This is a genomic window from Halomicrobium zhouii (genome assembly GCF_900114435.1).
GTDB lineage: Archaea > Halobacteriota > Halobacteria > Halobacteriales > Haloarculaceae > Halomicrobium > Halomicrobium zhouii.
The window spans coordinates 1-22,085 of sequence record NZ_FOZK01000006.1 but is presented as its reverse complement, the minus strand read 5'-3'; the positions used below and the strand labels follow the sequence as shown (position 1 = coordinate 22,085).

At 65.4% G+C, this 22,085-nt stretch carries 20 protein-coding genes, 1 tRNA gene and 1 rRNA gene; 2 read left to right on the top strand and 20 right to left on the bottom strand.

Annotated features, from left to right (window positions below; all coding sequences use genetic code 11):
* Positions 1-49: 49 nt before the first annotated feature.
* On the top strand, positions 50-928 hold the full coding sequence (locus BM337_RS19745) for a fumarylacetoacetate hydrolase family protein (protein WP_089819248.1): 879 nt from the start codon (positions 50-52) through the stop codon (positions 926-928).
* Positions 929-1,063: 135 nt separating this feature from the next.
* Entirely contained in the window at positions 1,064-2,446 is a 1,383-nt protein-coding gene (locus BM337_RS19740; RefSeq protein WP_089819246.1) for a methyl-accepting chemotaxis protein, read from the top strand.
* Between the two features lie 116 nt (positions 2,447-2,562).
* On the opposite strand, the gene BM337_RS19735 is transcribed toward BM337_RS19740, so the two are convergent.
* The 20 genes from BM337_RS19735 to rrf all read right to left on the bottom strand — a co-directional run bounded on the left by BM337_RS19735 (position 2,563) and on the right by rrf (position 22,078).
* Positions 2,563-3,642: a cupin domain-containing protein gene (locus tag BM337_RS19735; RefSeq protein ID WP_089819244.1), complete on the bottom strand. Its 1,080-nt coding sequence runs from the start codon at positions 3,640-3,642 to the stop codon at positions 2,563-2,565.
* Positions 3,643-3,784: 142 nt separating this feature from the next.
* On the bottom strand, positions 3,785-3,961 hold the full coding sequence (locus BM337_RS21355) for a Trm112 family protein (RefSeq protein ID WP_177227766.1): 177 nt from the start codon (positions 3,959-3,961) through the stop codon (positions 3,785-3,787).
* A gap of 141 nt (positions 3,962-4,102) precedes the next feature.
* Entirely contained in the window at positions 4,103-4,504 is a 402-nt protein-coding gene (locus BM337_RS19730) for an acyl-CoA thioesterase (protein WP_177227764.1), read from the bottom strand.
* 2 nt (positions 4,505-4,506) lie between these two features.
* Positions 4,507-5,205 (bottom strand): acetate--CoA ligase family protein, encoded by a 699-nt coding sequence (locus tag BM337_RS19725; RefSeq protein WP_089819240.1) that lies wholly within the window; start codon positions 5,203-5,205, stop codon positions 4,507-4,509.
* Complete coding sequence (locus BM337_RS19720; RefSeq protein WP_089819238.1) at positions 5,198-6,574, bottom strand: CoA-binding protein; 1,377 nt, start codon at positions 6,572-6,574, stop codon at positions 5,198-5,200. The genes BM337_RS19725 and BM337_RS19720 overlap by 8 nt, the downstream gene beginning before the upstream one ends.
* Positions 6,575-6,721: 147 nt before the next feature.
* Positions 6,722-7,162 (bottom strand): MaoC family dehydratase, encoded by a 441-nt coding sequence (locus tag BM337_RS19715; RefSeq protein ID WP_089819236.1) that lies wholly within the window; start codon positions 7,160-7,162, stop codon positions 6,722-6,724.
* 167 nt (positions 7,163-7,329) lie between these two features.
* Positions 7,330-8,475, bottom strand: a complete 1,146-nt coding sequence (locus BM337_RS19710) for an acyl-CoA dehydrogenase family protein (RefSeq protein WP_089819234.1) — start codon at positions 8,473-8,475, stop codon at positions 7,330-7,332.
* A gap of 77 nt (positions 8,476-8,552) precedes the next feature.
* Entirely contained in the window at positions 8,553-10,178 is a 1,626-nt protein-coding gene (locus tag BM337_RS19705) for a long-chain fatty acid--CoA ligase (RefSeq protein WP_089819232.1), read from the bottom strand.
* A 6-nt stretch (positions 10,179-10,184) separates the two neighbouring features.
* Positions 10,185-10,655 carry a Zn-ribbon domain-containing OB-fold protein gene (locus BM337_RS19700; RefSeq protein WP_089819230.1) on the bottom strand — a complete coding sequence of 157 codons (471 nt, stop codon included), beginning with the start codon at positions 10,653-10,655 and terminating at the stop codon, positions 10,185-10,187.
* On the bottom strand, positions 10,652-11,842 hold the full coding sequence (locus tag BM337_RS19695) for a thiolase C-terminal domain-containing protein (protein WP_089819228.1): 1,191 nt from the start codon (positions 11,840-11,842) through the stop codon (positions 10,652-10,654). Before BM337_RS19695 ends, BM337_RS19700 begins: the two co-directional genes overlap by 4 nt.
* A 108-nt stretch (positions 11,843-11,950) precedes the next feature.
* Positions 11,951-13,897 carry a 3-hydroxyacyl-CoA dehydrogenase/enoyl-CoA hydratase family protein gene (locus BM337_RS19690; RefSeq protein WP_089819226.1) on the bottom strand — a complete coding sequence of 649 codons (1,947 nt, stop codon included), beginning with the start codon at positions 13,895-13,897 and terminating at the stop codon, positions 11,951-11,953.
* 148 nt (positions 13,898-14,045) lie between these two features.
* On the bottom strand, positions 14,046-14,753 hold the full coding sequence (locus BM337_RS19685) for an ABC transporter ATP-binding protein (protein ID WP_089819224.1): 708 nt from the start codon (positions 14,751-14,753) through the stop codon (positions 14,046-14,048).
* Positions 14,750-15,541, bottom strand: a complete 792-nt coding sequence (locus BM337_RS19680; protein ID WP_089819222.1) for an ABC transporter ATP-binding protein — start codon at positions 15,539-15,541, stop codon at positions 14,750-14,752. The genes BM337_RS19685 and BM337_RS19680 overlap by 4 nt, the downstream gene beginning before the upstream one ends.
* Positions 15,538-16,653, bottom strand: coding sequence for a branched-chain amino acid ABC transporter permease (locus BM337_RS19675; protein WP_089819220.1), 1,116 nt, complete (start codon positions 16,651-16,653; stop codon positions 15,538-15,540). Before BM337_RS19675 ends, BM337_RS19680 begins: the two co-directional genes overlap by 4 nt.
* Positions 16,650-17,615 carry a branched-chain amino acid ABC transporter permease gene (locus tag BM337_RS19670; RefSeq protein WP_218155607.1) on the bottom strand — a complete coding sequence of 322 codons (966 nt, stop codon included), beginning with the start codon at positions 17,613-17,615 and terminating at the stop codon, positions 16,650-16,652. The genes BM337_RS19675 and BM337_RS19670 overlap by 4 nt, the downstream gene beginning before the upstream one ends.
* Positions 17,616-17,682: 67 nt before the next feature.
* A complete protein-coding gene (locus tag BM337_RS19665) occupies positions 17,683-18,984 on the bottom strand; it encodes an ABC transporter substrate-binding protein (RefSeq protein WP_089819216.1) in 1,302 nt (433 codons plus the stop codon).
* A gap of 187 nt (positions 18,985-19,171) precedes the next feature.
* Positions 19,172-19,930, bottom strand: coding sequence for an IclR family transcriptional regulator (locus BM337_RS19660; RefSeq protein ID WP_089819214.1), 759 nt, complete (start codon positions 19,928-19,930; stop codon positions 19,172-19,174).
* 1,498 nt (positions 19,931-21,428) lie between these two features.
* Positions 21,429-21,504 (bottom strand) — tRNA-Cys (locus BM337_RS19655).
* A 51-nt stretch (positions 21,505-21,555) separates the two neighbouring features.
* Positions 21,556-21,813, bottom strand: coding sequence for a DUF5789 family protein (locus tag BM337_RS19650; RefSeq protein WP_089819211.1), 258 nt, complete (start codon positions 21,811-21,813; stop codon positions 21,556-21,558).
* Between the two features lie 143 nt (positions 21,814-21,956).
* A 5S ribosomal RNA gene (gene rrf, locus BM337_RS19645) occupies positions 21,957-22,078 on the bottom strand.
* Positions 22,079-22,085 lie beyond the last annotated feature (7 nt).

Sequence of the window (22,085 nt, the reverse complement as noted above, 5' to 3'; positions counted from 1 at the left end):
TCTCCGGCAACCAACACCATTTATGGGGACTTCGGCCGCACGTGTTCCCATGCGATTCGTCCGCTACGACGGCGACCAGCTTGGACTGTTGACAGCCGACGGCACCGGCGTCATCGACCTCACGGAGCGACTCGGACTCGACGGTGACGAACCGCTCGTCGAGTACATGGAGGGGGACTACGACGCGAGCGAGTACGTCGACGCGGACCCCGACCACGACCGCGCCGACGTCGAACTCGGCTCCCCCGTCGGGCGCCCCGGGAAGGTCATCGCCGCGCCGCTCAACTACGAGAACCACATCGAGGAAGCGCTCGCCGACAGGGACATCACCACCGACGAGTGGTTCTCGATCAAGGACAAGGGATACTTCCTGAAGGCACCGTCCAGCGTCGTCGGCCCGGACCACGGCATCGAACTGCCGTTCTCCGACCGTCGGACCGACCACGAGGTCGAACTGGCGTTCGTGATGAAAGACGACGTCAAGGACGTCTCCGCGGCGGAGGCGTGGGACCACATCTTCGGGTACACGATCCTGCTGGACATCTCGCTGCGGGGCGACCAGGACCGTTCGAACCGGAAGTCCTACGACACGTTCACCGTCATCGGCCCGTGCGTGACGACGGCGGACGAGATCGACGACCCGCAGGACCTCCAGATGGAACTCGCACTCAACGGCGAACGCCGCCAGTACGAGAACACCGGCGACATGGTGTACACGTGCGCCGACGTCGTGCAGTACGCCTCGCTGGGAGCGACCCTCGAGACGGGCGACGTCGTCACGACGGGCACGCCGGAAGGCGTCAGCGAACTCGCTGACGGCGATACGATCGACGCCGAGATCGAGGACGTCGGCTCGATGACCGTCGACGTCACGGGGCGTGACGTCAGCTACGCGGCGGCAGACGTCAGCAAGGGCGGGCAGAACTAACGGCCCCACGAGCACCGCGGCGTCGTAGCCGGTCGATTCCCCCGCAGGTCGTCGAACGCGACGTCGACGCGGCCGGCCGTGTCTGTTTTCGAACTAATACATAGGGTTAAGAGGATCGAGAGGTGGCTAGCATGCATGAGTTCATCAGGCACGCCCTCGCGGACGGGGAGCGACGGGTTATTCGACTCACCGACGGACGTCGACGAGACCGAGCGACTCAGGCGGGAGCGAGACTTCTGGCGGGGGGTCTTCGAGGACTTCGTCGCAGAGTTCCCCGAGGCTGTCTTCGTCGTCGACGACGACGGGCAGATCACACACTGGAACGAGAAGAACGAGGACATCGGCGGTCTGACCAGCGAGGAGGCGATCGGCGAGGTGGCCCACGACCTCGTCGGCACGGAGGACGTCCAGGAAACGCTCGCGGAGACGGTCGTCCGAACCGACGAGCCCGTCCGCGAGGAGGAGATACGCACCGGAACGGACCCGGACGGGAATCGGTGGCACATCCGCGCGTCCGCCGTGCCGCTCCACGCACCTGACGGACGGGTGGCCGGGAGCCTGGAACTCATCACCCAGGTCACGGAACTCGTCGAGAGCCGCCGCGCCGTCGAGACGGCCCAGACCAGGATCAGTGACGAGGTCGAGACCGCGGTGGTGGAGTTACTCGACGCGTCGGAGGAAGTCGCAGACAGCAGCCAGTACATCGAGTCGACCGCCCTCGACAAGGTCGACTCGCTGGAAACGATCCACGGGGAGATCGAGTCACTGAGCGCGACAGTCGAAGAGATCGCGGCCCAGACCGACGACGTGGCCGACCAGAGCGAACGGGTGGTCGAACACGCGGAGGCGTCGGTCGAGGCCACCGACGACGCGCTCGAACTGATGGACGAGGTGGCCGACCTCGCCGACGACCTCGAGGGGAACCGCCGCGCGCTCGAAGGACAGGTCGACGATATCACCGACGTCTTCACCGCGATCAGCGACATCGTCTCCCAGATCAACATCCTGGCGTTGAACGCCAACATCGAGGCCGCACGGAGCGGCGGGGACGCTGACGGGTTCGGCGTGGTCGCCGACGAGATCAAGGAACTCGCCGACCAGTCCAGGACGGAGGTCGACGCCATCGAGGAGACGGTCGAGACGGTCACCGACATCGTCGCCCGGACGGCCGAGAGCATCGACCACACCGGCGACCGGGTCGAGCGGGCCGTCGCGCGGACCGAGGACGTCCGGGCCAGGCAGGGCGACATTGCCGCGGCAGCGAACGAGACCGTCGACGGGATGAGCGAGATCGGCGTGGCGACCGACCAGCAGGCCGCCGGCGCCGAGGAGATCACCACGATGGTCGAAGACGCCGTCACGGACCTCCGCGCAGTCGTCGACGAGATCGGAGAGCTAACGGACGCGAACGAGCGCCACGCCGACCGTGTTCGCGAGGTCCGCCAACGGGTACGTGACGTCGAGGGACAACTCGACACGGCGGGCGGGATCGACGGAAAATCGAACGACGGCGACTGAACGCGCGGCGAACCGACCGCCGGCCGTCCGATGGACGGTTCTCGGGAGTCGGGTGCACGCGTACCTGTCGAAGCGGTTCGAGCGACGGTCAGTGCCCCTCCCCGGCGGGCGGACGCCTACGACGGTTCCGCCTCGGCGTAGAAGTTGAACGCCTCGAAGACGGGCCGGTCCGTCATGCCCAGGAGGATCGCCTCGTCGTCCGGTTCGTGGTGGTGGATGGCGTCCGGTGGCACGACGAAGATATCCCACTGGCCCCACTCGAGGGCCTCGTCGCCGACGTGGGTCGCGCCCTCACCCTCGATGACGAAGTAGACCTCTGTCGCGTTGTGGAAGTGCGGGTCGGTCGCGTCCTGTAGCAGCTGGGCCCGGAAGGACATGGTCGGGAACAGCGGGGGTTTGCCCGCTGCGGGGTTGACGTACGAGAGACTGTAGCCGTCGTGTGGGTCCGGTTCGTCGTTTTCGGCCCGCTGTCGAAGCGTCTCCAGCGTCTCCGACCACTTGAACCGGTACGGTGGCGTCGCCTCGCGGATCCCGTCGAAGGGGCCCGGGATGCCATCTGCTTTCGCGTCGTCCTCGGAGCGAGCGCGACCGTACTGGGAGTCCCAGTACCCCTGCGTCTTGGTGACGGGCTGACGTTCGAGCTCGTGGTTTTCGAAGGTGTTCCGGGCGTTCAGCGAGTCGAGCACGAGCGGCAGGTCGAGGACGTCGAGCCACGCCGCGGTCTCGTCGGAGTCGTTGACGTGGTCGTGCCACTCCCACTGGGGCGTCGTGACGAGGTCGTTGTCGCGCATCGGGAACTCCTCACCCGCGACGACCGTCTTCATGTCCTCGTGCCCGTCGATCGTAAAGCGCAGGGCGTTGGCCCCGTGCCGGTGTGCGGGCGCCGTCTCGCCGGGTGAGACGGTCTGGACGCCGACGTAGATCGTGTTCGAGATCGCGTTGCCGAGCGCCGTGTTGATTGGGACCGCGACGCGCCGCTGGAAGCCCGGCGGGAGGTCGGCGATCGGCACGTCGTCCTCGATACCGTCGATGGCGGCCTGGATGTCGTCCCACTTCCAGATGTTCGCCTGGAGGTCGTCGTAGACGTTGCCCATGTCGTCCTCGACCTCCCACAGGGGCCGGAGGTCGTGTCTCTCGAGGATGCTCCGCGTGTCGGTACTCAGCTCCAGGAGGTCCTCGGGCTCTTGCTGTCCCATAGTGAACAGTTGACACAGGAATTTTATAAGTGTACTGGACCCCCCGCAACCGACAGCCGCCTCGGTACTGATGCGGAGCGCATCAGAGCGGCGAGACGGTAGCGACGGAGATATCGTCGTGGCGGCGAGACGGCGACGGGGACTACGCCTCGGCCTGGGCCGAGAAGATCTCGTCCGACGGGTAGACGGACCGGCAGTCCTCGCAGACCATCTGTCCCTGGATCGCGTACTCCCAGAGCTTCCCGCCACAGCTCGGGCAATCGAAGTGCGCTCGGACGAACGGGTTTGCCTCGGCGTAGATGTTCTCGAAGTCGGCCATATCGATCCGTGGTAGCGGGACTCAATTAAGCGTATCGTCCGGCTGAACCGCTGCTGCTGGTCACGTCAGCCCTCGGGACCACCCGTCCGGCGAACGCTCGGTGCTCTGGCCACGAACGCTCGGTCCACCGACCTGGACGCTTCAATCCTCGACGTACTCCTCGAGCGCCAGGCGGAGGTCGTCGGGGAGCTCGATCGCCCCCTCGCCGTCCGTCCGGGCGCAGACTCGCTGTTCGTACCCCCAGAACGCGACTTCCCCGTCGTTGCGCGCGACGTACTCGAACCGCACGCTCCGGGTCCCCGGTACGGGCGTCAGTTCGACGGTGACGTCGTCACCGGCCGCCACCGGGTTCTCGAACTCGAAGTTCATCTCGACGAGTGGGAGCCCGTATCCCTCCTCCCGGGAGATTTCCCAGAACGGGAACCCGATCTCCTGCATGAACATGTCCGAGGTCTCGTGCAGCGCGTCGACGATGCGCGGGTAGTGGGCGATGCCGAACGGGTCAGTGTCCGAAAACCGGACGGTCCAGCTGCGTTCGTACATCCTCACGCACCGTCCTCGAGCACGACCAGTGCGTCGAGTGCGACCGCGCCGTCGGCGGTCGCGAGCACCGGGTTCACGTCCAGTTCCGCGATGGCGTGCTCGGTGACGAGGTCCCCGACTGCCTCGACGACGGCGGCGAGGGCGTCGACGTCGACCGGATCGCTCCCACGGTAGCCCTCCAGCAGGCGCGCGGCCTGTAACTCCTCGATGGCGGCCCGCGCTTCTCGTCGATCGACCGGTGCGATGCGGTGGCTCGTATCCTCGAAGACCTCGGTGAACACGCCGCCCAGGCCGGTCAGGACGACCGGCCCGAACGACGGGTCGCGGATCCCGCCGACGATGACCTCCGTCCCCGCGTCGACGTCCTGTGCCCGCTCGACGAGGACGTCGACGTCGAGGCCCCGCTCGGCCGCTGCCTCGAAGATCCGGGTCGCGGCGTCGGTGACGGCGGTGGGCGAGTCCAGTCCGACCGCGACGCCCGCGCCGTCGGCCCACTCGCTCTTGTGCGTGACCGCCGGGGAGGACACCTTGACGACGACCGGGAGTCCGATCGATTCCGCCGCCTCGACGGCCGCGTCCGCGCTCGCACACACCTCGAACGGCGGGACCGCGACGCCGGCGTCGGCGAGTAACTGCTTCCCCTCCGCTTCGGTCAGCGTCAGTCGTCCGTCGGCGCGTGCGTCGGCTATCAGGTCAGACATCGGCGCTCACCTCCGCGTCGACGCCCTCTCCGTGGGACCTGGCGTACCTCGCGAGGACAGCGGCAGCCTCTGCGGCCCGTTCGGGCGTCTCGAACACCGGGACGCCGGCCGCCTCCAGCGCGGCCCTGTCCTCGGCGAGGTCCGCCTCGATCCCCTCCGTGGCGAACAGGACCGGCTTGTCGACGCGCTCGGCCAGGCCGTCCAGTGCCTCGACGGGGAAGCCAAGCGCCTGCTCGAACAGTTCGTAGACGAGAACGACGTCGACGTTGTCGTCCTCGGCGACGGCGGTCACGATCTCGCCGAACGCCGGCATCGGCCGACCCGTGTCGACGGGATTGTCGGCGTAGGTGATGCCTGGCAGGATGTCCCCGACCCGGTCCCGCGTTTCGGCGGTCAGTTCCGGCAGGACGCCGCCGGCGCGCTGGATGCGGTCCGTGATGATGATACCCGGCCCGGCCTGCGCGGTGACCACGCCGACGTTCGGGCCGTCGGGGGTCGGTGAGTCGCCGAGCGCCGCTGCGGCGTCGAGCAGGTGGTCCGTGGCGTCGACCGTCGGGACGCCGTACTGGGCGAAACCGGCCTCGTACAGCGCGTGGTCGCCGGTGAGAGCGCCGGTGTGGGACTCCGCGAACTCGCCGACGTCGGACTGGCCGACCTTGTAGGCGACCACCGGCGTGTCGACGTCCCGGCACGTCTCCACCAGTGCGCGGCCGTCGTCGGTCCCCTCGACGTGGAGGACGATGGCGTCGGTCCCCTCGTGACCGTCGAAGTACTCGATCGCCTCGACGAAACCGACGTTGGCCCGGTTGCCGAGGCCCACTGTCGCGGAGACGCCCCGGCCCTGCCGGCGCGTCTGGAACGCCAGCACCAGGGCGACGCCGCCGCTCTGTGCGACGACCGCCGTGTTCCCGGTCGGTATCTCGTCGACCCCGCTCGCGAACGAACAGCGCAGACTCGACTCCGGCACGACGAAGCCGCTCGTGTTCGGGCCGAGCAAGGCTATCCCGTGCTCGTTCGCGCGCTCGACGACCGTGGCCTGCAACCGTTCGCCGTCCTCGCCGGCCTCGGCGAACCCGCTCGCGTAGACGACGGCGGCACCGACGCCGGCCGCTCCGCACTCGTCCAGTACGTCGGGCACGGCCGGACCCGGAACGCACAGCAGCGCGAGGTCCACCGCGTCGTCGACGTCGGCGACGGAGTCGACGAACGGCTCACCGAACATCGTCCCGGAGCCGGACGGATTGACCGGATAGGCTGGCCCGTCGAACTCGGCGGCGTTCACCATCGCTTCGTAGCCGACTTTCCCCTTCGTTTGCGACGCCCCGACGACGGCCACCGCCGTCGGGTCGAACATGGCTGTGAGAGTCACGGTGCCACATTGCCGGAACGAGGGCAAAGTGCTTTCCCTGCGCTTCAGGCAGGGACCTCGGCGAACGCGTGCGGGAGCGCACCGTCGTGTCGCCCCTCCGAATAGCGGTGAACGGCAGTGCGAGGTGTTCGGACACCGGCGCAGGTGTTAATCGTCGCGCCGTTCGACGAGGGCGATCCCCTCGAAAGAGATGATCATCTCCCCGGATCCGGTCCACCCCTCGACGCGGGTGGTGACGTATCCCCGGTCGTCTCGCCGGTCGGACGGCCGCTTGTCCACGACTTCCGTTTCGAGGTGGAGTTCGTCCCCGGGAGTCAGGGGCGCGTGCCAGCGGAGATTGTCGACGCCGATGCCGGCGAGCGTGGCGATATCTCGCTGCCGTTCGACGGTCAACCGCATACAGATGGCCCCTGTATGCCAGCCCGACGCCACGAGCTCACCGAAGATGGACCGTTGGGCCGCCTCCTCGTCGGTGTGGAACGGCTGTGGATCGTACTTCTCCGCGAACTCGACGATCTCCTCCTTCGTGACCTGGTACTCCCCCACCCGGTCGGTCTCGCCGACCTCGATGTCCTCGTAGAATCGCATACCAGATCACTGGCGTACGGGCAGTAAAACGACACCGATTGGCGTGGCACGCCGCCACACACCACCGCTCCCGTCGCGGAGGCCCTCTGGACGGGATCGACACCGGCACCGGCACCGGGAGTCTGGACGCCGTGGCAGTCGACCCGACAGACCGGTTCGACTACCCATCAGAAGTTTCGGTAGATGATGTCGCGCTGCACGGCGCTCACGCCTTCGTAGGTCATCGGCATGCGGACGTCCCGGTACACGCGAGCGACCCGCTCCTGGTCGAGTATCCCCCGACCGCCGTGGAGCTGCATCGCCGTTTCCGCACAGTCGGCGGCGACTTCGGTCGCCTTCGTCTTGGCCATCGACGCCCAGAGCGTGGCGTCTTCACCGGCCTCGATCCGTTCGATGGTCCGCCAGAGTAACGACCGCGCGCTCTCGAACTCTATCCGCAGGTCCGCCAGGTCGTGCTGGACCGACTGGAAGTCGGCGACGGAGCGACCGAACTCCTCGCGATCGTGGACGAAGTCCCAGGCCTCCTCGATGGCGGCGGCGGCGAGTCCGATCCCGTGACCCGCGACGCGGACGCGCCCGTGGTCGAAGAACTCGGCGAGCATCCTGAACCCCGCACCGCGCTCGCCGATGCGATTCTCGGCGGGGACCCGGCACTCGTCGAACGTGATGTGGGCCTGTTCGGAGGCGCGCATTCCGATCTTCTCCGGCACGTGTTCGGCGTGATACCCGTCGCTGTCGGTCGGGACGATCAACAGCGAGTGGTTCCCGTGTCGGTCCTCGGTGTCGTCCGTACGGACGTAGACGGTTATCCAGTCCGCCTCGACGCCGTTGCCGATCCAGTACTTCTCGCCGTCGATGACCCACTCCTCACCCTCCAGCCGCGCGCTCGTCTCCATCCCCGCCAGATCGCTGCCGGTCTCGGGTTCCGTTATCGCCATGCCCGTGATCTGCTCGCCCTCGGCCACGGGCCGGAGGTACGTCTCTTTCTGTCGCTCCGTGCCGAACGCCTGGAGGACGCGCGTCCCGAAACTCTGTCCGACGAGCGCGAGGCCGATACCCGCATCGGCCCGGAAGAACTCCTCGATGGTCGCGACGACCTGGGCCAGCGACCGACCGTGGCCACCGTACGCGGCGTCAATCTCCTGTGCGACCAGCCCCTCTGCTCTCGCGGCACGGACCACGTCCATGGGGTACTCACCCGACGCGAAGTACTCGCCAGCGACGGGTGCGACGTGATCACGTGCGAACGAACGGGCGCGCTGTTTCGGTGCCTGTGCCTCCGCCGGTATCACGGACGGTTCCAGTAGTTCCATCGTTGTCTCGAATAGGCAGGGCCGGGAGTGTTCAGTTGCAGTTTCGACCGCCGTTCGACCCGACGCCGAACGCGCGTTCAGGCGTCGTGGGGAAGTTCCCCGTGCTCGTCGAGGAACTGGTCCCGGAGCGTCTTCTTGTCGAACTTGTGGGTCGTCGTCTTCGGAATCTCGTCGATGAACCGGAACTGGTCCGGGAGCCACCACTTCGGGAATTTCGACAGCAGGTGGTCACGGAGCGACGCCTCGTCGACGGTGGCATCGTCGGTGACGACGAACGCGACCGGTCGTTCCTGCCACTTCTCGTGGGGAACGCTGATGACTGCCGCCTCGGCCACGCCACTGGCGTCGATGAGCGAGTTCTCCAGTTCGACGGAGGAGATCCACTCGCCCCCGCTCTTGATGGCGTCGTCCAGTCGATCGACGACGTCGAGGTAGCCGTACTCGTCGATGGTGGCGATGTCGCCCGTCCTGAACCAGCCGTCCTCCGTGAACGAGTGCTCGTTCGCGTCGGGCCGCTTGAAGTACCCGTCGGTGAGCCACGGCGAGCGGGCCTGTATCTCTCCTTTCGACTCACCGTCGTGGGGGACGGCTTCGCCGTCCAGATTCCGGAGACGGATCCGGGCGCCCGGTGCCGGGATACCGGCCTTGCGCATGAGTTCGTAGTGCTCGTCCTGTGGAAGGTCCCGCGTCTCGGTCGTCTCGAACGTGTTGACGAGGTGCGGCGAGGCTTCCGTCATCCCGTATCCCTGGTAGATCGGTGCCTCGTACACTTCCTCGAACTTCTGCATGAGCGAGGCCGGCGGGGCGCTCCCGCCGGTAAGCACGCGGTCGAGGCTCTCGAGGGTCACGTCGTCGTTCGATTCGAGATACGAGTCCATCTCGATCCACACCGTCGGCACGGCGGCAGCGACGGTCACGCCCGCCTCGTGAATGAGGTCCGCGACGCCGGGCGGGTCGGTGTGCTGGCCGGGAAGGACCAGTTTCGACCCGTAGAAGGTGGCCGTGTAGGGGAAGCCCCACCCGTTGACGTGGAACATCGGGACGACGGGCATCACCGCGTCGTTCTCCCCGACGCCGAACACGTCGACGTGGCCGTGGACCAGCGTGTGCAGGAACATCCGCCGGTGGTAGTACTGCACGCCCTTCGGCATGCCAGTCGTCCCGGACGTGTAACAGAGCGCGAACTCCGTGTTCTCGTCGAGTCGGGGCCAGTCGTACTCGGTCTCGTATCCCTCGATGAACGACTCGTAGTCGACGACCGGTTCCAGGTCGGTCTGGGGCACCTCGTCGGCCAGGACGACGTACTGCTCGACCGTCTCGAGGTCGTCCGCGATGGCCTCGACGGTCTCGACGAACGCCGGGTCGACGAACAACAGCCGGTCCTCGGCCTCGTTGATCATCTGCGTGAGGTGGTGCTTCGGGAGCCGGTGGTTCGTCGTGTGGATGCTGCGGCCGCTGCAGGAGGGGCCGAAGTACAGTTCGTAGTGGCGGAAGTGGTTGACGGCCATCACCGACACTCGCTCACCCTGGTCGAGGCCGAAGTCGTCGAGTGCGTGGGCGAGTCGACAGATCCGTTCGTACGCCTCCCCGTACGTGTACCGGTGCAGCGTTCCGTCCGGTAGTTTCGTGACGATCTCCTTGTGGTCGAAGAGCTCGACCGCGCGTTGCAGGAACTTCGTGATGGTAAGCTCGTAATCTTGCACGTGTAGTCACCTCGGTTCGAATCGGTAGAAGACGCGTTCGTGGTCGGCGGGACCGTCTATCTCGACGACGTTCAGTTCGACGGGGTCGCCGATGGCGAGGTCGTCGTAGTCGGCCCCGTCGATGCGCGCCGACAGGCGGACGTCCCCGACCTCGACGATGCCGGTCACGAACGGAACCTCGTCTTCCATGCCAAGCGGCGCGCCCGCCCGGACCATCGAGAACGCGAACAGTTCGCCCTCGTGCGGCAGGTCGACGTACTCGAGGTCGTCGGAGTGGCACTCCGGGCAGACGATGCGTGGGGGGAACTGGACGTCGCCGCAGTCCGAACACCGCGTCGTCGAGAGCTGTCCCTCACGGAGGCGCTCGTAGAACTCGTGAATACCGGTGTGCTCGGCCGTCTGGAGCTCGTAGAAGTCGAGCAACCGCGGGAGCTCGATGGTGTCCGGAAGCTCGACCGCGTCGCGGTCGTCGCTCATGGTCGACCACGCGCCATGGTCATGACGCTGTGGACGGAGGCGCTCCCGCTGAGATTGTGTATCAGCCCGGTCTCCGGGTCGGGGACGCGCCGTTCGGCGGGAACGTCACCCCTGAACTGGTTGTAGATCTCCAGCGCCTGGGAGACGCCCGTGGCCCCGAGCGGGTGGCCACAGCCCAGCAACCCACCGCGCGGATTGACGGCGATGTCGCCGTCGAGGGCGCTTCGACCGTCCTCGACGAACTGGCCGCCCTCGCCCTTCTCGACCCAGCCCAGATCCTCGTACTCGACGATCTCGCTGATCGAGAAGCAGTCGTGGACTTCGGCCACGTCGAGTTCCGCCACCGGGTCGTCGATACCCGCCTGGTCGTAGGCCTGCTCGGCCGCCGTCGTCGCCTGCGGCCACGCGGACATCGACGGGAGGTTGTTGACGGAGTTGCTGGCGAAACACGCCTGTCCACTGCCGGTTATCCACGCCGCTTCGTCGGTCACCTCGCGGGCCTTCTCCTCGCTCATGAGGATGAGCCCGGCAGCCCCGTCGGTGATACCGCTACAGTCGTAGAGACACAGCGGCGGAGACAGCGGGAACGAGTCGATCACCTCGTCGACGGAGACTTCGTCCTGGAACTGCGCGAACTCGTTGTGGGCCGCGTGGCTCTTGTTCTTCGCGCTGACCTGCGCGAGCTGTTCGCGCGTCGTCCCGTACTCGTGCATGTGTCGCTGGGCGACCATCGCGAAGTACGGGGGCGCGTTGAGGCCGTTGACGCCGTCGAACTCGCGGTCCATGACGTTCGTCATCCCGGACTGGGCCTCGGCGGCGTGTTCGTCCGGCAGGTTCATCTTCTCGACGCCGAGGACGAGCGCAGTGTCCAGCTGGCCGGCCGCGATAGCGAGCCACGCGTACCGGAGTGCCGCCTGGCCGCTGGCACAGGCCAGTTCCGTCCGGGCGATCATGCTGTCGGGCGCGATGCCGAGCAGTTCGGCGACCATGGGCGCGACGTGGGTCTGGAAGGCGAACCGTTCGGGCTGCACCGAGCCGACGAACAGCCCCTCGATGTCCCCGGGACTCACGCCGGAGACGTCGTCGAACGTCGCCTTGCCGGCCTCCTGGATGAGGTCCTTGTAGGTCGCCTCGCGGTCTCCCCAGCGAGTGTGTCCGCCACCGACGATGCCGACGGTCCGCGTCACGAGGAGATCGCCTCGCGTTCGGGACGGCCACCGTCCGTTCCTCGTTCAGACATGGGTTCAGACACTTGCGCACACGGACCACACCGTCTTGAATTTTCGTGGTCGCGGTCAGTCATCGCTGAACTCCGGTTCGCGGTCGTCGTTGAACGCGGCGACGCCCTCTAGCATGTCGTCGGTCGTGGTCAGCAGGCCGAAGCCCTGGCTCTCCAGGGAGAGGGCGGTCTCCAGGCTCGCGTTCTGTCCCTCGTTGATGACCTGTTTGGCGACTTCGAGGGCGGTTCGAGGTCCATCGACCAGGTCCGAGACCACCTCGTCGACTGCTGCCTCGAACTCCTCGTCCGGGACGGCCCGGTTGAGGATGCCCCAGTCGGCCGCCTGTTCGGCGGAGATGTGCATCCCGCGGAAGACCAGTTCCTTCGCGCGCGGTTCGCCGACCAGGCGAACCAGCCGCTGGGTCCCGCCGCCGCCGGGGATGAGGCCGAGGTCGACCTCCGGGCTGCCGAGGGTGGACCCCTCGGCAGCGATGCGGATGTCACAGGCCAGCGTCAGTTCGAGGCCAGCCCCGAGGCAGAAGCCGTCAATCTTGGCGACCGTCGGTCGTGGGAACTCGTACACTGTCTCGATGGATTCGTCGACGTGCATCAGGTCCGTCGGATCGGCCGTCGTGAAGCCGGTGATGTCCGCGCCCGCGCTGAACGCTCGGTCGCCGGCGCCCTCGAAGACGACGCAGGCGACGTCGTCCTGGTCGACGGTCTCGAGGAGGCGCTGGACCTCGTCGAACATGTCCGTCGAGAAGGCGTTGAGCCGCTCCTCGCGGTCGAAGACGACCGAGAGTACGCCGTCGTCGGTGAGTTCGTGGCTGACGTAGTGGTACGGGCCGCCGTCGCGATAGTCGTAGAACCCCCGTCCCGCCGCCTCGCCGGTGTGGCCCGATTCGACGCGCTCGACGAGATAGTCGGCCGGCTCGTACCGTTCGGCGCCCGTGGCGTCGTGGAGTTCCCTGAGCTTGTCGAGGGCGACGTCGAGGCCGAGCTTGTCCGCGGTCCGGCACGTCCCCTCGGGGAGGCCGCCCCCGAGGCGCATGCCGACGTCGATGTCTTCCGGCGTCGCGACGTCCTGGCCGACGAGCCGCGCCGCCTCGTTTATCATCCGCGCCTCGATGCGGAGCGTGTCGACGCCGTCGCCCTGCGTCGGTTCGTAGTCCGCACCGGGACCGTCCTCGTACTCGTAGAAGCCCGCGCCGGCCTTCCGCCCGACGTCACCGGCCTCGACCCGGGAGCTGATCGACTCGGGGACCGGGTCGTCCCACTGCTCTCGCGTGTGGGCGAACACGTCGAGCCCGCCGAAGTCGTTGAGTTCGAAGGGGCCCATCGGGTAGCCGCGCCGGAACACCATCGCCGCGTCGACCGCCCGAACGTCGTCTGCGCCCTCGTCGAGCATGAAGCCGGCCTCGCCCATGTACGGCGTCAGTACGTTGTTGACGACGAACTGCGGGACGTCCTTGCGGACGCGGATCGGCGTCTTGTCCAGCGACTCGACGAACTCGTAGGCCGCGTCGACGACGTCGTCCGCCGTCGCTTCGCCGCCGACGACCTCGACGAGGTCCATCTTCACCGGTGGGTTAAAAAAGTGCATCCCGCAGCACCGCTCGGGCCGGTCCGTCGCCGCCGCGATGTCGCCGATTCGGAGACTCGACGTGTTCGTCGCGATGATGGCGTCGTCGGGCGCGGCCTCGTCGACTTCGGCGAAGACGGACTGTTTCAGGTCGAGGTCTTCCGGTGCGGCCTCGATGACGAGGTCGGCGTCGGCGACGGCCGCCTCCAGTTCGACGGCCGTCGAGACGCGTCCGAGCACGTCCTCCGGGTCGGCGTCGAGCTGTCCCTTCTCGGCGAGTTTGTCGAGGCTCCACTCTATCTGGTCGTACCCGTCTTGTACGAGGTCGTCCTCGACGTCGCGGAGGACGACGTCGTAGCCGGCCATGGCGGCAACTTCCGCGATGCCGTGACCCATACTGCCGGCTCCGAGGACCGCGAGACTGTCGATTTCGATATCCATCGATCGATACGTATCCGTCGGCCGTATTTAATCTGGCGGTATGTTACCAAGGAACAAGGGGCGGCGTACCGACGGCTATGCGGCGACGCGCCGGGTGAGCCGGGCGAAACTGGTCAGCGAGGGATCGTCACGGATCCCAGGTCAGACGTCACACACCGAGGTACTCCTGTCGCAACGTCTCGTCCTCGCGAAGTCGTTCCGTCGAGACGACCTCGACGATCCGACCTTCGTCGAGGATGTAGTGACGGTCCGCGACCGCGAGCGCCACGGCGACGTTCTGTTCGACCAGCAACACGGTGACGTTGCGCTCCTGGCTGATCTCCTCGATTATCGATTCGATACGCCGGACGATGTACGGGGCGAGTCCCTCGCAGGGCTCGTCGAGCAGTATCATCTGCGGATTCGCCACGAGGCTGCGAGCGATGGCGAGCATCTGTTTCTCACCGCCACTCAGGTTCCGCGCGGGCCGGTCCCGCATCTCGTCGAGTTCCGGGAACTGGTCGAAGACGGACGCCATCGGGAGCGGGTCGTCGACGTGGTTCGCCCCGAGTCGGATGTTCTCCTCGATGGTGAGGTCCTCGAAGCACCGTCGACCCTCGGGAACGATGGTGAGTCCGAGCCGCGGGATCTGATAGTTCGGCGTCGCCAGGAGGTCGTGCCCATCGAACGTGATCGAACCACTGCGGACGTTCGGGACGTCCGCACCGACGACGGCGCGCATGGTGGTCGTCTTCCCGGCGCCGTTCCGGCCGAGCAGCGAGACGACTTCGTCGCGCTCCACGTCGATGTCGACGCCGAACAGTACCTGTCCCGTCTCGTATCCCGCCTCGACTCCGTCGATCTCCAGTAGTGTCATAGTTCCTCCCGCATGCCGCCGAGATACGCGTTCTGGACGTCTTCGTTCTCCTGGACCGCCCCGGGACTGTCCGTGGCGAGGACCTCTCCCTGGTTGAGAACGGTGATGCGGTCACTCATCGAGAGCACGATGTCCATGTCGTGTTCGATCAGGAGGACCGTGAGGTCGAGGTCCTGTCGCAGTTCGTCGATCATCTCCGCCGTCTCCTGGGTCTCTGTCGGGCCCATGCCGCTGGTAGGCTCGTCGAGGAGGAGCACCGACGGGTCCGTCGCCAGCGAGATGGCGATGCCGAGTCGGCGCTGATCCCCGTGCGAGAGGTTCTTGGCCAGCGCGGTGTGCACTCCGTCGAGCCCGACCCGCTCGAGGTACTCGAACGCCTGTTCGCGGTACTTCGCCCGCCCGTTCCCGAGCAGGTCGAGCCCGAAACGTCCGGAACGAGCCGTCTGAACGACGATTCGGACGTTCTCGAGCACACTGAGGTCCGCGAACAGCTGGTTCGACTGGAACGACCGCGCGAGGCCGCGGTGGGGACGCTTCTCCTGTGCCATCTCCGTCACGTCCTCGCCGTCGAACCAGACGGTTCCCGCCGTCGGCTCGAGCGCACCGGTGATGGTGTTGAACAGCGTGGTCTTTCCGGCGCCGTTCGGACCGATGATGGCGTGAAGTTCGCCCCGTTCGACGGCCAGGTCGACGTGTTCGAGCGCCGTCAGGCCGCCGAACTGCTTGGTCAGTCCTTCGGTCTCTAGCACGACGTCGGCGGACCGGGCGGTCCTCGCAGTGTCACTCATTCACGACCACCCCTGACGCGGTCGTACAGTCCACCGATCCCGCTCCTGAACAGGCCCCACAGGCCCTCCCGTGGCGCGACGAGCACGGAGATGACGAACAGGAGCCCGAGGAAGAACTGCCAGTACGACAGCAGGCCGCCGAGTTCGATGGTGACGAGCGGGTACTCCGCGAGCGGCAGCACCAGCGTCTCGAACTCGATGAGGAACTCCTCGGAGAACAGCCAGACGAACACGCCGGCCAGCGGGCCGAAGAAGTAGTTCGCCCCACCGAGGATCGTCATCAGGATGATGTCGCCGCTCGTTTCGACCGTGAGTGTCGACAGCGAGGAACCCTGATTGTTGATCGCGTACAGGACGCCGGCCAGTGCCGCAAACACGCCGCTAAACGTGAACGACCAGATCTTGTACCGCGTGTCGTCGATCCCGACTGCACGGGCCAGTTCCTCGTTCTCGCGGACGGCGACGAGCGAGCGACCGAACGGCGACCGTGCGATCTGCCAGAGCGCCAGCGTGGCGAGGACGAAAACCGTCCCGAGGAGGTAGTACCAGTCGAACTGGAACCCTCCGGTGGCGACGTACTTCACCCCGCGCTGGGTCTCTATCCAGGACGGGAGCACCCCGACGATGCCCGTCGAACCGCCCGTGAGGCCGCCGTAGTTCTGGTTCGCGATGAAGTGAGCGGCCTTGGCGAACGCGAGCGTCAGCATCGCGAAGTATATCTCGCCCCGCTGGGCGATGATCCGCCCGATGAGGTAGGCGACCACGGCCGCGACGGCGAGTCCGATCACGGCGGAGACGGTGAACGGGAGGTCGAACCGCGTCAACCCGATCGCGGCACCGTACGCCCCGAATCCGAGGAACATGCCGTGGCCGAACGACAGCAGGCCGGTGTACCCCAGGAGGACGTTGAACGACGCGGCGAACAACATCCAGACGAGGATGGTGTTCGCGAACGGTGGATAGTTGAGCAGGAACTCGTGGCCGATGACCGGACGCAGCAAGACGACGAGGGCGAGCAAGCCGAGCGGGACCCGCCACTGTTCGAATCTTCCGTCGGTCAGTGAGTCGGGCAATCGCTGGGTAGGTTCGGTCTGCGAGGTGTCGCCGCTCATTCCATGAACCCCTCCTGTCCGAACAGTCCACGCGGTCGGACGAGTAACACGACGATCATCACGAGGAAGGGCATGAGCCCGCCGATGCCGGAGACGTTGAGGGCCTCGACGTTCGTCGTCTCCGAGAGCGTTCGCAGGACGAGTGGCGTCAGGAACGTCGCTTCACCGATGAGGATACCGGAGACGACGCTACCGAAGAGGCTCCCGACGCCACCGACGACGACGACGACGAACGCGAGGATGATGAACTGGTTGCCCATCCCGAGGTCCATCCCCAGTTCGGCCCCCCGAAGGACGCCACCGAGGCCGGCGATGGCGGCCCCGATGAAGAACATCACGACGAAGCGGAGGGGGATGTTCACGCCGACGAACTCGGCCATCTCGCGGTCGAGCACACCCGCCCGGACAGAGAGTCCGAAGTCGGTCCGCTCGATCAGCAGGTAGACGGCGACGATGACGACGACGCTCACGAGGACGGAGAACAGCCGCATCCTGGCGATCGTCGTGACACCAATACCGATACTGCTGTCGAGTATCTGTGGCGTCGTGACGCTCAGTGGACTCCCACCCCAGATGGCACGGGTCGCCTCGTCGATCATCAGGGCGATGCCGAACGTCGCCAGCAATCCGATGAGCGGGTCCTCGTCGTAGACGAACTGGAGAACACCCCGTTCGATCACGATGCCGACGAGGCCGACCACCACCGGCACGACGAACAGCGTCGCCCAGAACGGCAGTCCCCACACGTTCAGCACCTGAAACGTCAGGTACGCCCCCATCATGAAGAAGGCGCCGTGAGCGAAGTTGACGACCCCGAGGAGCCCGAGGATGATCGAGAGGCCGAGGGCGACCAGCACCAGGATCAGTCCGTACACGAGCCCGCCGACGAGCTGGTCGACGAACAGTCCCGGTCGCACGGCGAACGCGTGCGCGAGCAAGACAAACAGCACCAACGATGTCACTAGTTCCCCCGGGGAGATGGGCAGTGCATCCCGGTCTACCGTCTGAATACCGATTCCGTCCATGGAGTTAGAAGCTACAGCCGGTTTCTTCGCAGCTCCTGGCGACCTGGTCGCCAGCAACGGTCTTCGAAACCTCGAACCACTGCTTGTACGGGTCGTTCGTCATCTCGCTCGCGTCGCGGGCCTGCACGACGTGGGTCGGCTGGACGAGCTGGTGGTCGCACGCGCGCCATTTGAGGGTCGAGTTCGGCACGATATCGTTGACGGGACTGTCGGTTATCTCGTGGCCCTCGAGCGCCGCCCGAACGTCGTCCCCGTTCGCACTGCCGGCGCGCATCGCCGCGCGGACGGCCTGGTCCGTGGATACGTACGCCATGTACTGTCGCGAGAACGGATCCGTCTCCCCCTGCTCGTCGACGCGCTGTTTGAAGTCCTCGCCGCCCTCGACGGTGTTGATCCAGCCCGTCGGGCCCAGATCGACCATCGAGGCGGCCTCCTGGTTGAGGCCCCACATGACCTGGTCCTCGAACTGGTGGAACATCACGGACAACGCCTCGTGGAGGCCGCGGTTCTGGAGCTGGCTCGCGGCCGCACGAGCGTCGAGGCCGGGAATGATCATGGCCACGCCGTCCGCGTCGGAGTTCTCCACGTTGTTGATGTACTGCGTGAAGTCCTGATTACCCGGGCCGGGAACCGCGTCCGTGCCGGCGACCGTCGCACCGTTCTCCTCGAGAACGCTTCCGATGATCTCCTGGGCGGTCTGGCCCCAGACGTAGTCCGTGTACAGGAGGTACCAGCTGTCTGCCTCCTCGGCCATCGGCTGGCCGACGGCCCGGGCCATCATCGTGTTCGACGGGTACGCCCTGAACATGTACGGCTGGCAACTCTCCCCGGTGAGCGTGTCCGAAGCGCCCTGTGTGATGAACGGGACGCCGTTGTCCGAGGCCCACGATCCGATGGACCCACAGACTGCCGACGAGATACCGCCGTGAGCCATGTCGATCCCGTCCGAGGTGACGGCCCGCTGGATCCGTTCCTGGGCCGCGCTGGGGTTCGTCTCGGTGTCGTACTCGCTCAGGGTTATCGAGACGTCGAACTCCGCCTCGAGGTCCTGTTTCGCGAGTTCCGACCCGGTCGTTAGCGCACTCCCCCACGGGGCGAACGGTCCCGTATAGGGCGCGAAGACGCCGATGTGGAGTTCGTCGGGACCACTGCTACCCGCGGTACCGGCGTCGGTCGTGTCCCCACCAGTGGTCTGTTGGCCGCCCGCATCGTCGGAGTCGCTACTACATCCCGCGATCATAACGCTACCGAGACCGGACGTTGCGCCAACACGTTTGAGTATCTCTCGCCTGGTAGTTCGTGGCATGGCACGAGAATTGTGATCGGGAATGATATACTTTTCGGAAGGCGGTAGCTCGGACGTTCCCACCGGACACCGACAGGTCCGAATCCACCGTCAGGTATCGCTACGAGCGCATTGCAGACCCTGACCCACCGTACCACCTGAAACGACGCCCACGGTCGCAAACACCCGTCGTCGATGCGTCACCGCTCTACGAGTACTGGTAGTTGACGGAGATGATATTGGCGGACTTCTTCACCTCCTGGACGAGTTCCGCCCGGTAATCGACGTCGTCGAGACGGTCGGTCGGACAGACGAGTCCGATAGCGCCGATCACGCGACCGTCGATTTCGACGGGCGCTGCGACGACGCCCATACCGACGATCTGCTCGTTCCAGTCCACGCCATACCCACGTTCACCGATAGCGTCCAGTTCGGCCGCGAGTTCGTCGCGGTCGGTGATCGTATGTTCTGTCCGCTGTTCGAGCCCGTGTTCGTCGAGGATGCGGTCGACCTTCTCGTCGGGAAAGCCAGCCAGCATGACCTTCCCCGCAGCGTGGGTGTGTATCGGGATCGTCATCCCCGGATAGATACCGAGCTGCAGCGACTCGTCCCCGTACTTGGCGTGAAGGATGACGAAGTGCCCCCGCTCCTCGACGTTCACGCTCGCCAGCTCCCCAGTCACCTCGACGAGCCGGTCCAGTTCCGGCTTGGCGACGTGGAACAGGCGATTGCTGTATTTCACCTGCCCACCCAGTTCCAGGAGGCGGAAGCTGAGCGTGTACTCCTGTCCCTCGTTGACGACGTAGCCCATCGTATTGAGCGACCGCAGGTAATCGTGAACGGTGCTCTTGGGGAGGTCCATCCGCCGTGCGAGCTCCGCGACGCCGACCGACTTCCCCTCGCGTAACAGTTCGAGTATCTCGAACGCTCGTTGGATCGTCTTCAGCGGTGGCGCACCGTGTGACATATTCGATCGTGATGGACCGTGCGGTCGTAAGCCCTTCGATTATTTCGGACGGTCGGGGTGGACGTCGCGAACCGGCTGACCGAGAACGACGGGGCCGTTGGTCGCCGTCGATAGCGGCTACAATTCCCGAACGACCAGACGTAGTCTCTCGTCACTCCCCCGTCCGGACGTTCGATTTGCACGGTCATTCCGCCTCTCGACCGTTCGATAGGTGTTTTTCCGCATTTTCACCGAGCCTGCGAGTATATCGAACGAACGTGTACGGCCACGAGGCGGGGGATCGACGGGTCGACCCGTTCTCGCCGCCGAGAGAAATAACAGCCTTAAATCTGTGATAGGCTTTCGAAAGACGGGTCGCGCCCAGTACCGCGCCAGTCCCGTATTTTCCTCTGTAGTGGATTCTGACGGCCGAATCTTCACGTCGCAGGAATCTCTACGAAGTACCCCCGCGACACACCCAACCCACCGTCCGAAATAACCGCAGGATGCTCGCAAACCACCGGACACGGAGAGCGTCGTAACCCGATATCGTCGCCACCAACCGGAGACCGCCGTGGTATCGGCCATCGAGTGAGAAGTGTGATGCTCGAACTCTCAAGGAGTGCCGAGTAATCGCAAAAACCGTTACTCGATTGCGTTCTATCCGCTGAGAAGCGTGGGAGGAAGACAGTCGAATTTCACGATACCGACGTCACCGATCTCACCACAGTAATCACATCGATCAGATCGATCAGATCGACCTGGATCGTTGTATCGGATAACGCCACCCCAGTCGGTACAATGCTGCACCCACGGATAGACACCATAGTATCAGCTTTCGTTACTACCTGTGAATCTTATATCTAAAAATCTTGCCAGGACAATTCCCACCACAACTGAGTACGAAACACCGACCTACATTCCGGAGACACCAGATCGGCGACTCACGGCGTGTTGAAAGATTATGATAGGCCACCCTCGTGAACGATAGTACTACGAACGGTGGCAGTCCCGTATCGAACGAATATGCACTCGCCCATCCGATTCCGCTGTGGACAGCTCCTCCCGGAACGAATTCCGCAGCCCGCTCCGCGTAAATCACGAGTTCGCCGAGGAAACTCATGTTCGTTCGTTGCGCACCGGGGAATCAGGCCGTGTTCCACCACTATAGTGGCCGATTCCCACGGATTACATGTGTTCGTCCCCGATCTCCCCACATGAGTCAGCATTAGAATAGGACGCGAAATTGCACAGACATTTGATGAATTTTGCGACCCATTCGAATGTCGGTCACGGTAGATCCCCAAGTCACTCCTCGAGCCAATCAAGGTCTTGATCAACCATCACAGCCCCAGGTGAGACGGCCCGACGATCAGCGTACGCATGCGTGGCTTCCGCTCCTCGTGTTCGTTCGTCGCAGGAAGCCAAGGGCCGGATTTGAACCGGAGGGACTTCGCTTCGCTCGTCCCAGGGTTCAAACCGGCGTGGCTGCCGCTCCTCGTGTTCGTTCGTCGCAGGAAGCCAAGGGCCGGATTTGAACCGGCGATGGGCGGCTCTGCAGGCCGCTGCGTTCGGCCGGACTCTGCCACCTTGGCGCGGGTGAAATTCCTCGGTGGGCGGATTTATGCGTTGCGATACCCGCGGGGCTATCCCTCGCCCTCCGACTGACCGGGTTCGCCGACGGCCTCGACCGGAAGCACGTTGTAGATCTCGGTTTCCAGCTCGTCGCGGTCCGCGAACGACTGCGTCCCGACGCGGTCGAGGACGTCTGGAAGCGGTTCCTCACCGTCGGCGTACACCAGGACGACGTCGTGCAGTTCGGTCGCGACGGTCTCCCGCTCGATCGGGAACCGGAGCCCCGCGAACGCCTCGTCGAGTTCGTTGAGTTTGACGTGAGTCGTCATGGCTGTCGGTACGCGGCCAGCGAGTAAAACTGTTGGCCGGCCAATAGCTATCGCCCGTCGACAAATGACAAAAACCCCCGAACAGCGCAGTGGCTGTTCGAGGGTTGAAATGATGGCGTCCGAATTGGACGCCGAGTATGAGTGGCAGGCGGCGAATCGAGTTTCCCAGAGGTTCGCACACTCCAGTACTCACCGAAACGCAGGCGGGCTTATCTTCCGTGTTCGGGATGGGTACGGGAGTCGCCCCGCCGCTATGGCCGCCTTAACGCCGA

Coding starts and splice junctions, on each gene's coding strand:
- BM337_RS19660 (WP_089819214.1), bottom strand. CDS start 19,930: ATGTCACACGGTGCGCCACCGCTGAAGACGATCCAACGAGCGTTCGAG.
- BM337_RS19740 (WP_089819246.1), top strand. CDS start 1,064: ATGAGTTCATCAGGCACGCCCTCGCGGACGGGGAGCGACGGGTTATTC.
- BM337_RS19730 (WP_177227764.1), bottom strand. CDS start 4,504: ATGTACGAACGCAGCTGGACCGTCCGGTTTTCGGACACTGACCCGTTC.
- BM337_RS19700 (WP_089819230.1), bottom strand. CDS start 10,655: ATGAGCGACGACCGCGACGCGGTCGAGCTTCCGGACACCATCGAGCTC.
- BM337_RS21355 (WP_177227766.1), bottom strand. CDS start 3,961: ATGGCCGACTTCGAGAACATCTACGCCGAGGCAAACCCGTTCGTCCGA.
- BM337_RS19735 (WP_089819244.1), bottom strand. CDS start 3,642: ATGGGACAGCAAGAGCCCGAGGACCTCCTGGAGCTGAGTACCGACACG.
- BM337_RS19715 (WP_089819236.1), bottom strand. CDS start 7,162: ATGCGATTCTACGAGGACATCGAGGTCGGCGAGACCGACCGGGTGGGG.
- BM337_RS19690 (WP_089819226.1), bottom strand. CDS start 13,897: ATGGATATCGAAATCGACAGTCTCGCGGTCCTCGGAGCCGGCAGTATG.
- BM337_RS19680 (WP_089819222.1), bottom strand. CDS start 15,541: ATGAGTGACACTGCGAGGACCGCCCGGTCCGCCGACGTCGTGCTAGAG.
- BM337_RS19685 (WP_089819224.1), bottom strand. CDS start 14,753: ATGACACTACTGGAGATCGACGGAGTCGAGGCGGGATACGAGACGGGA.
- BM337_RS19725 (WP_089819240.1), bottom strand. CDS start 5,205: ATGTCTGACCTGATAGCCGACGCACGCGCCGACGGACGACTGACGCTG.
- BM337_RS19745 (WP_089819248.1), top strand. CDS start 50: ATGCGATTCGTCCGCTACGACGGCGACCAGCTTGGACTGTTGACAGCC.
- BM337_RS19650 (WP_089819211.1), bottom strand. CDS start 21,813: ATGACGACTCACGTCAAACTCAACGAACTCGACGAGGCGTTCGCGGGG.
- BM337_RS19665 (WP_089819216.1), bottom strand. CDS start 18,984: ATGCCACGAACTACCAGGCGAGAGATACTCAAACGTGTTGGCGCAACG.
- BM337_RS19710 (WP_089819234.1), bottom strand. CDS start 8,475: ATGGAACTACTGGAACCGTCCGTGATACCGGCGGAGGCACAGGCACCG.
- BM337_RS19675 (WP_089819220.1), bottom strand. CDS start 16,653: ATGAGCGGCGACACCTCGCAGACCGAACCTACCCAGCGATTGCCCGAC.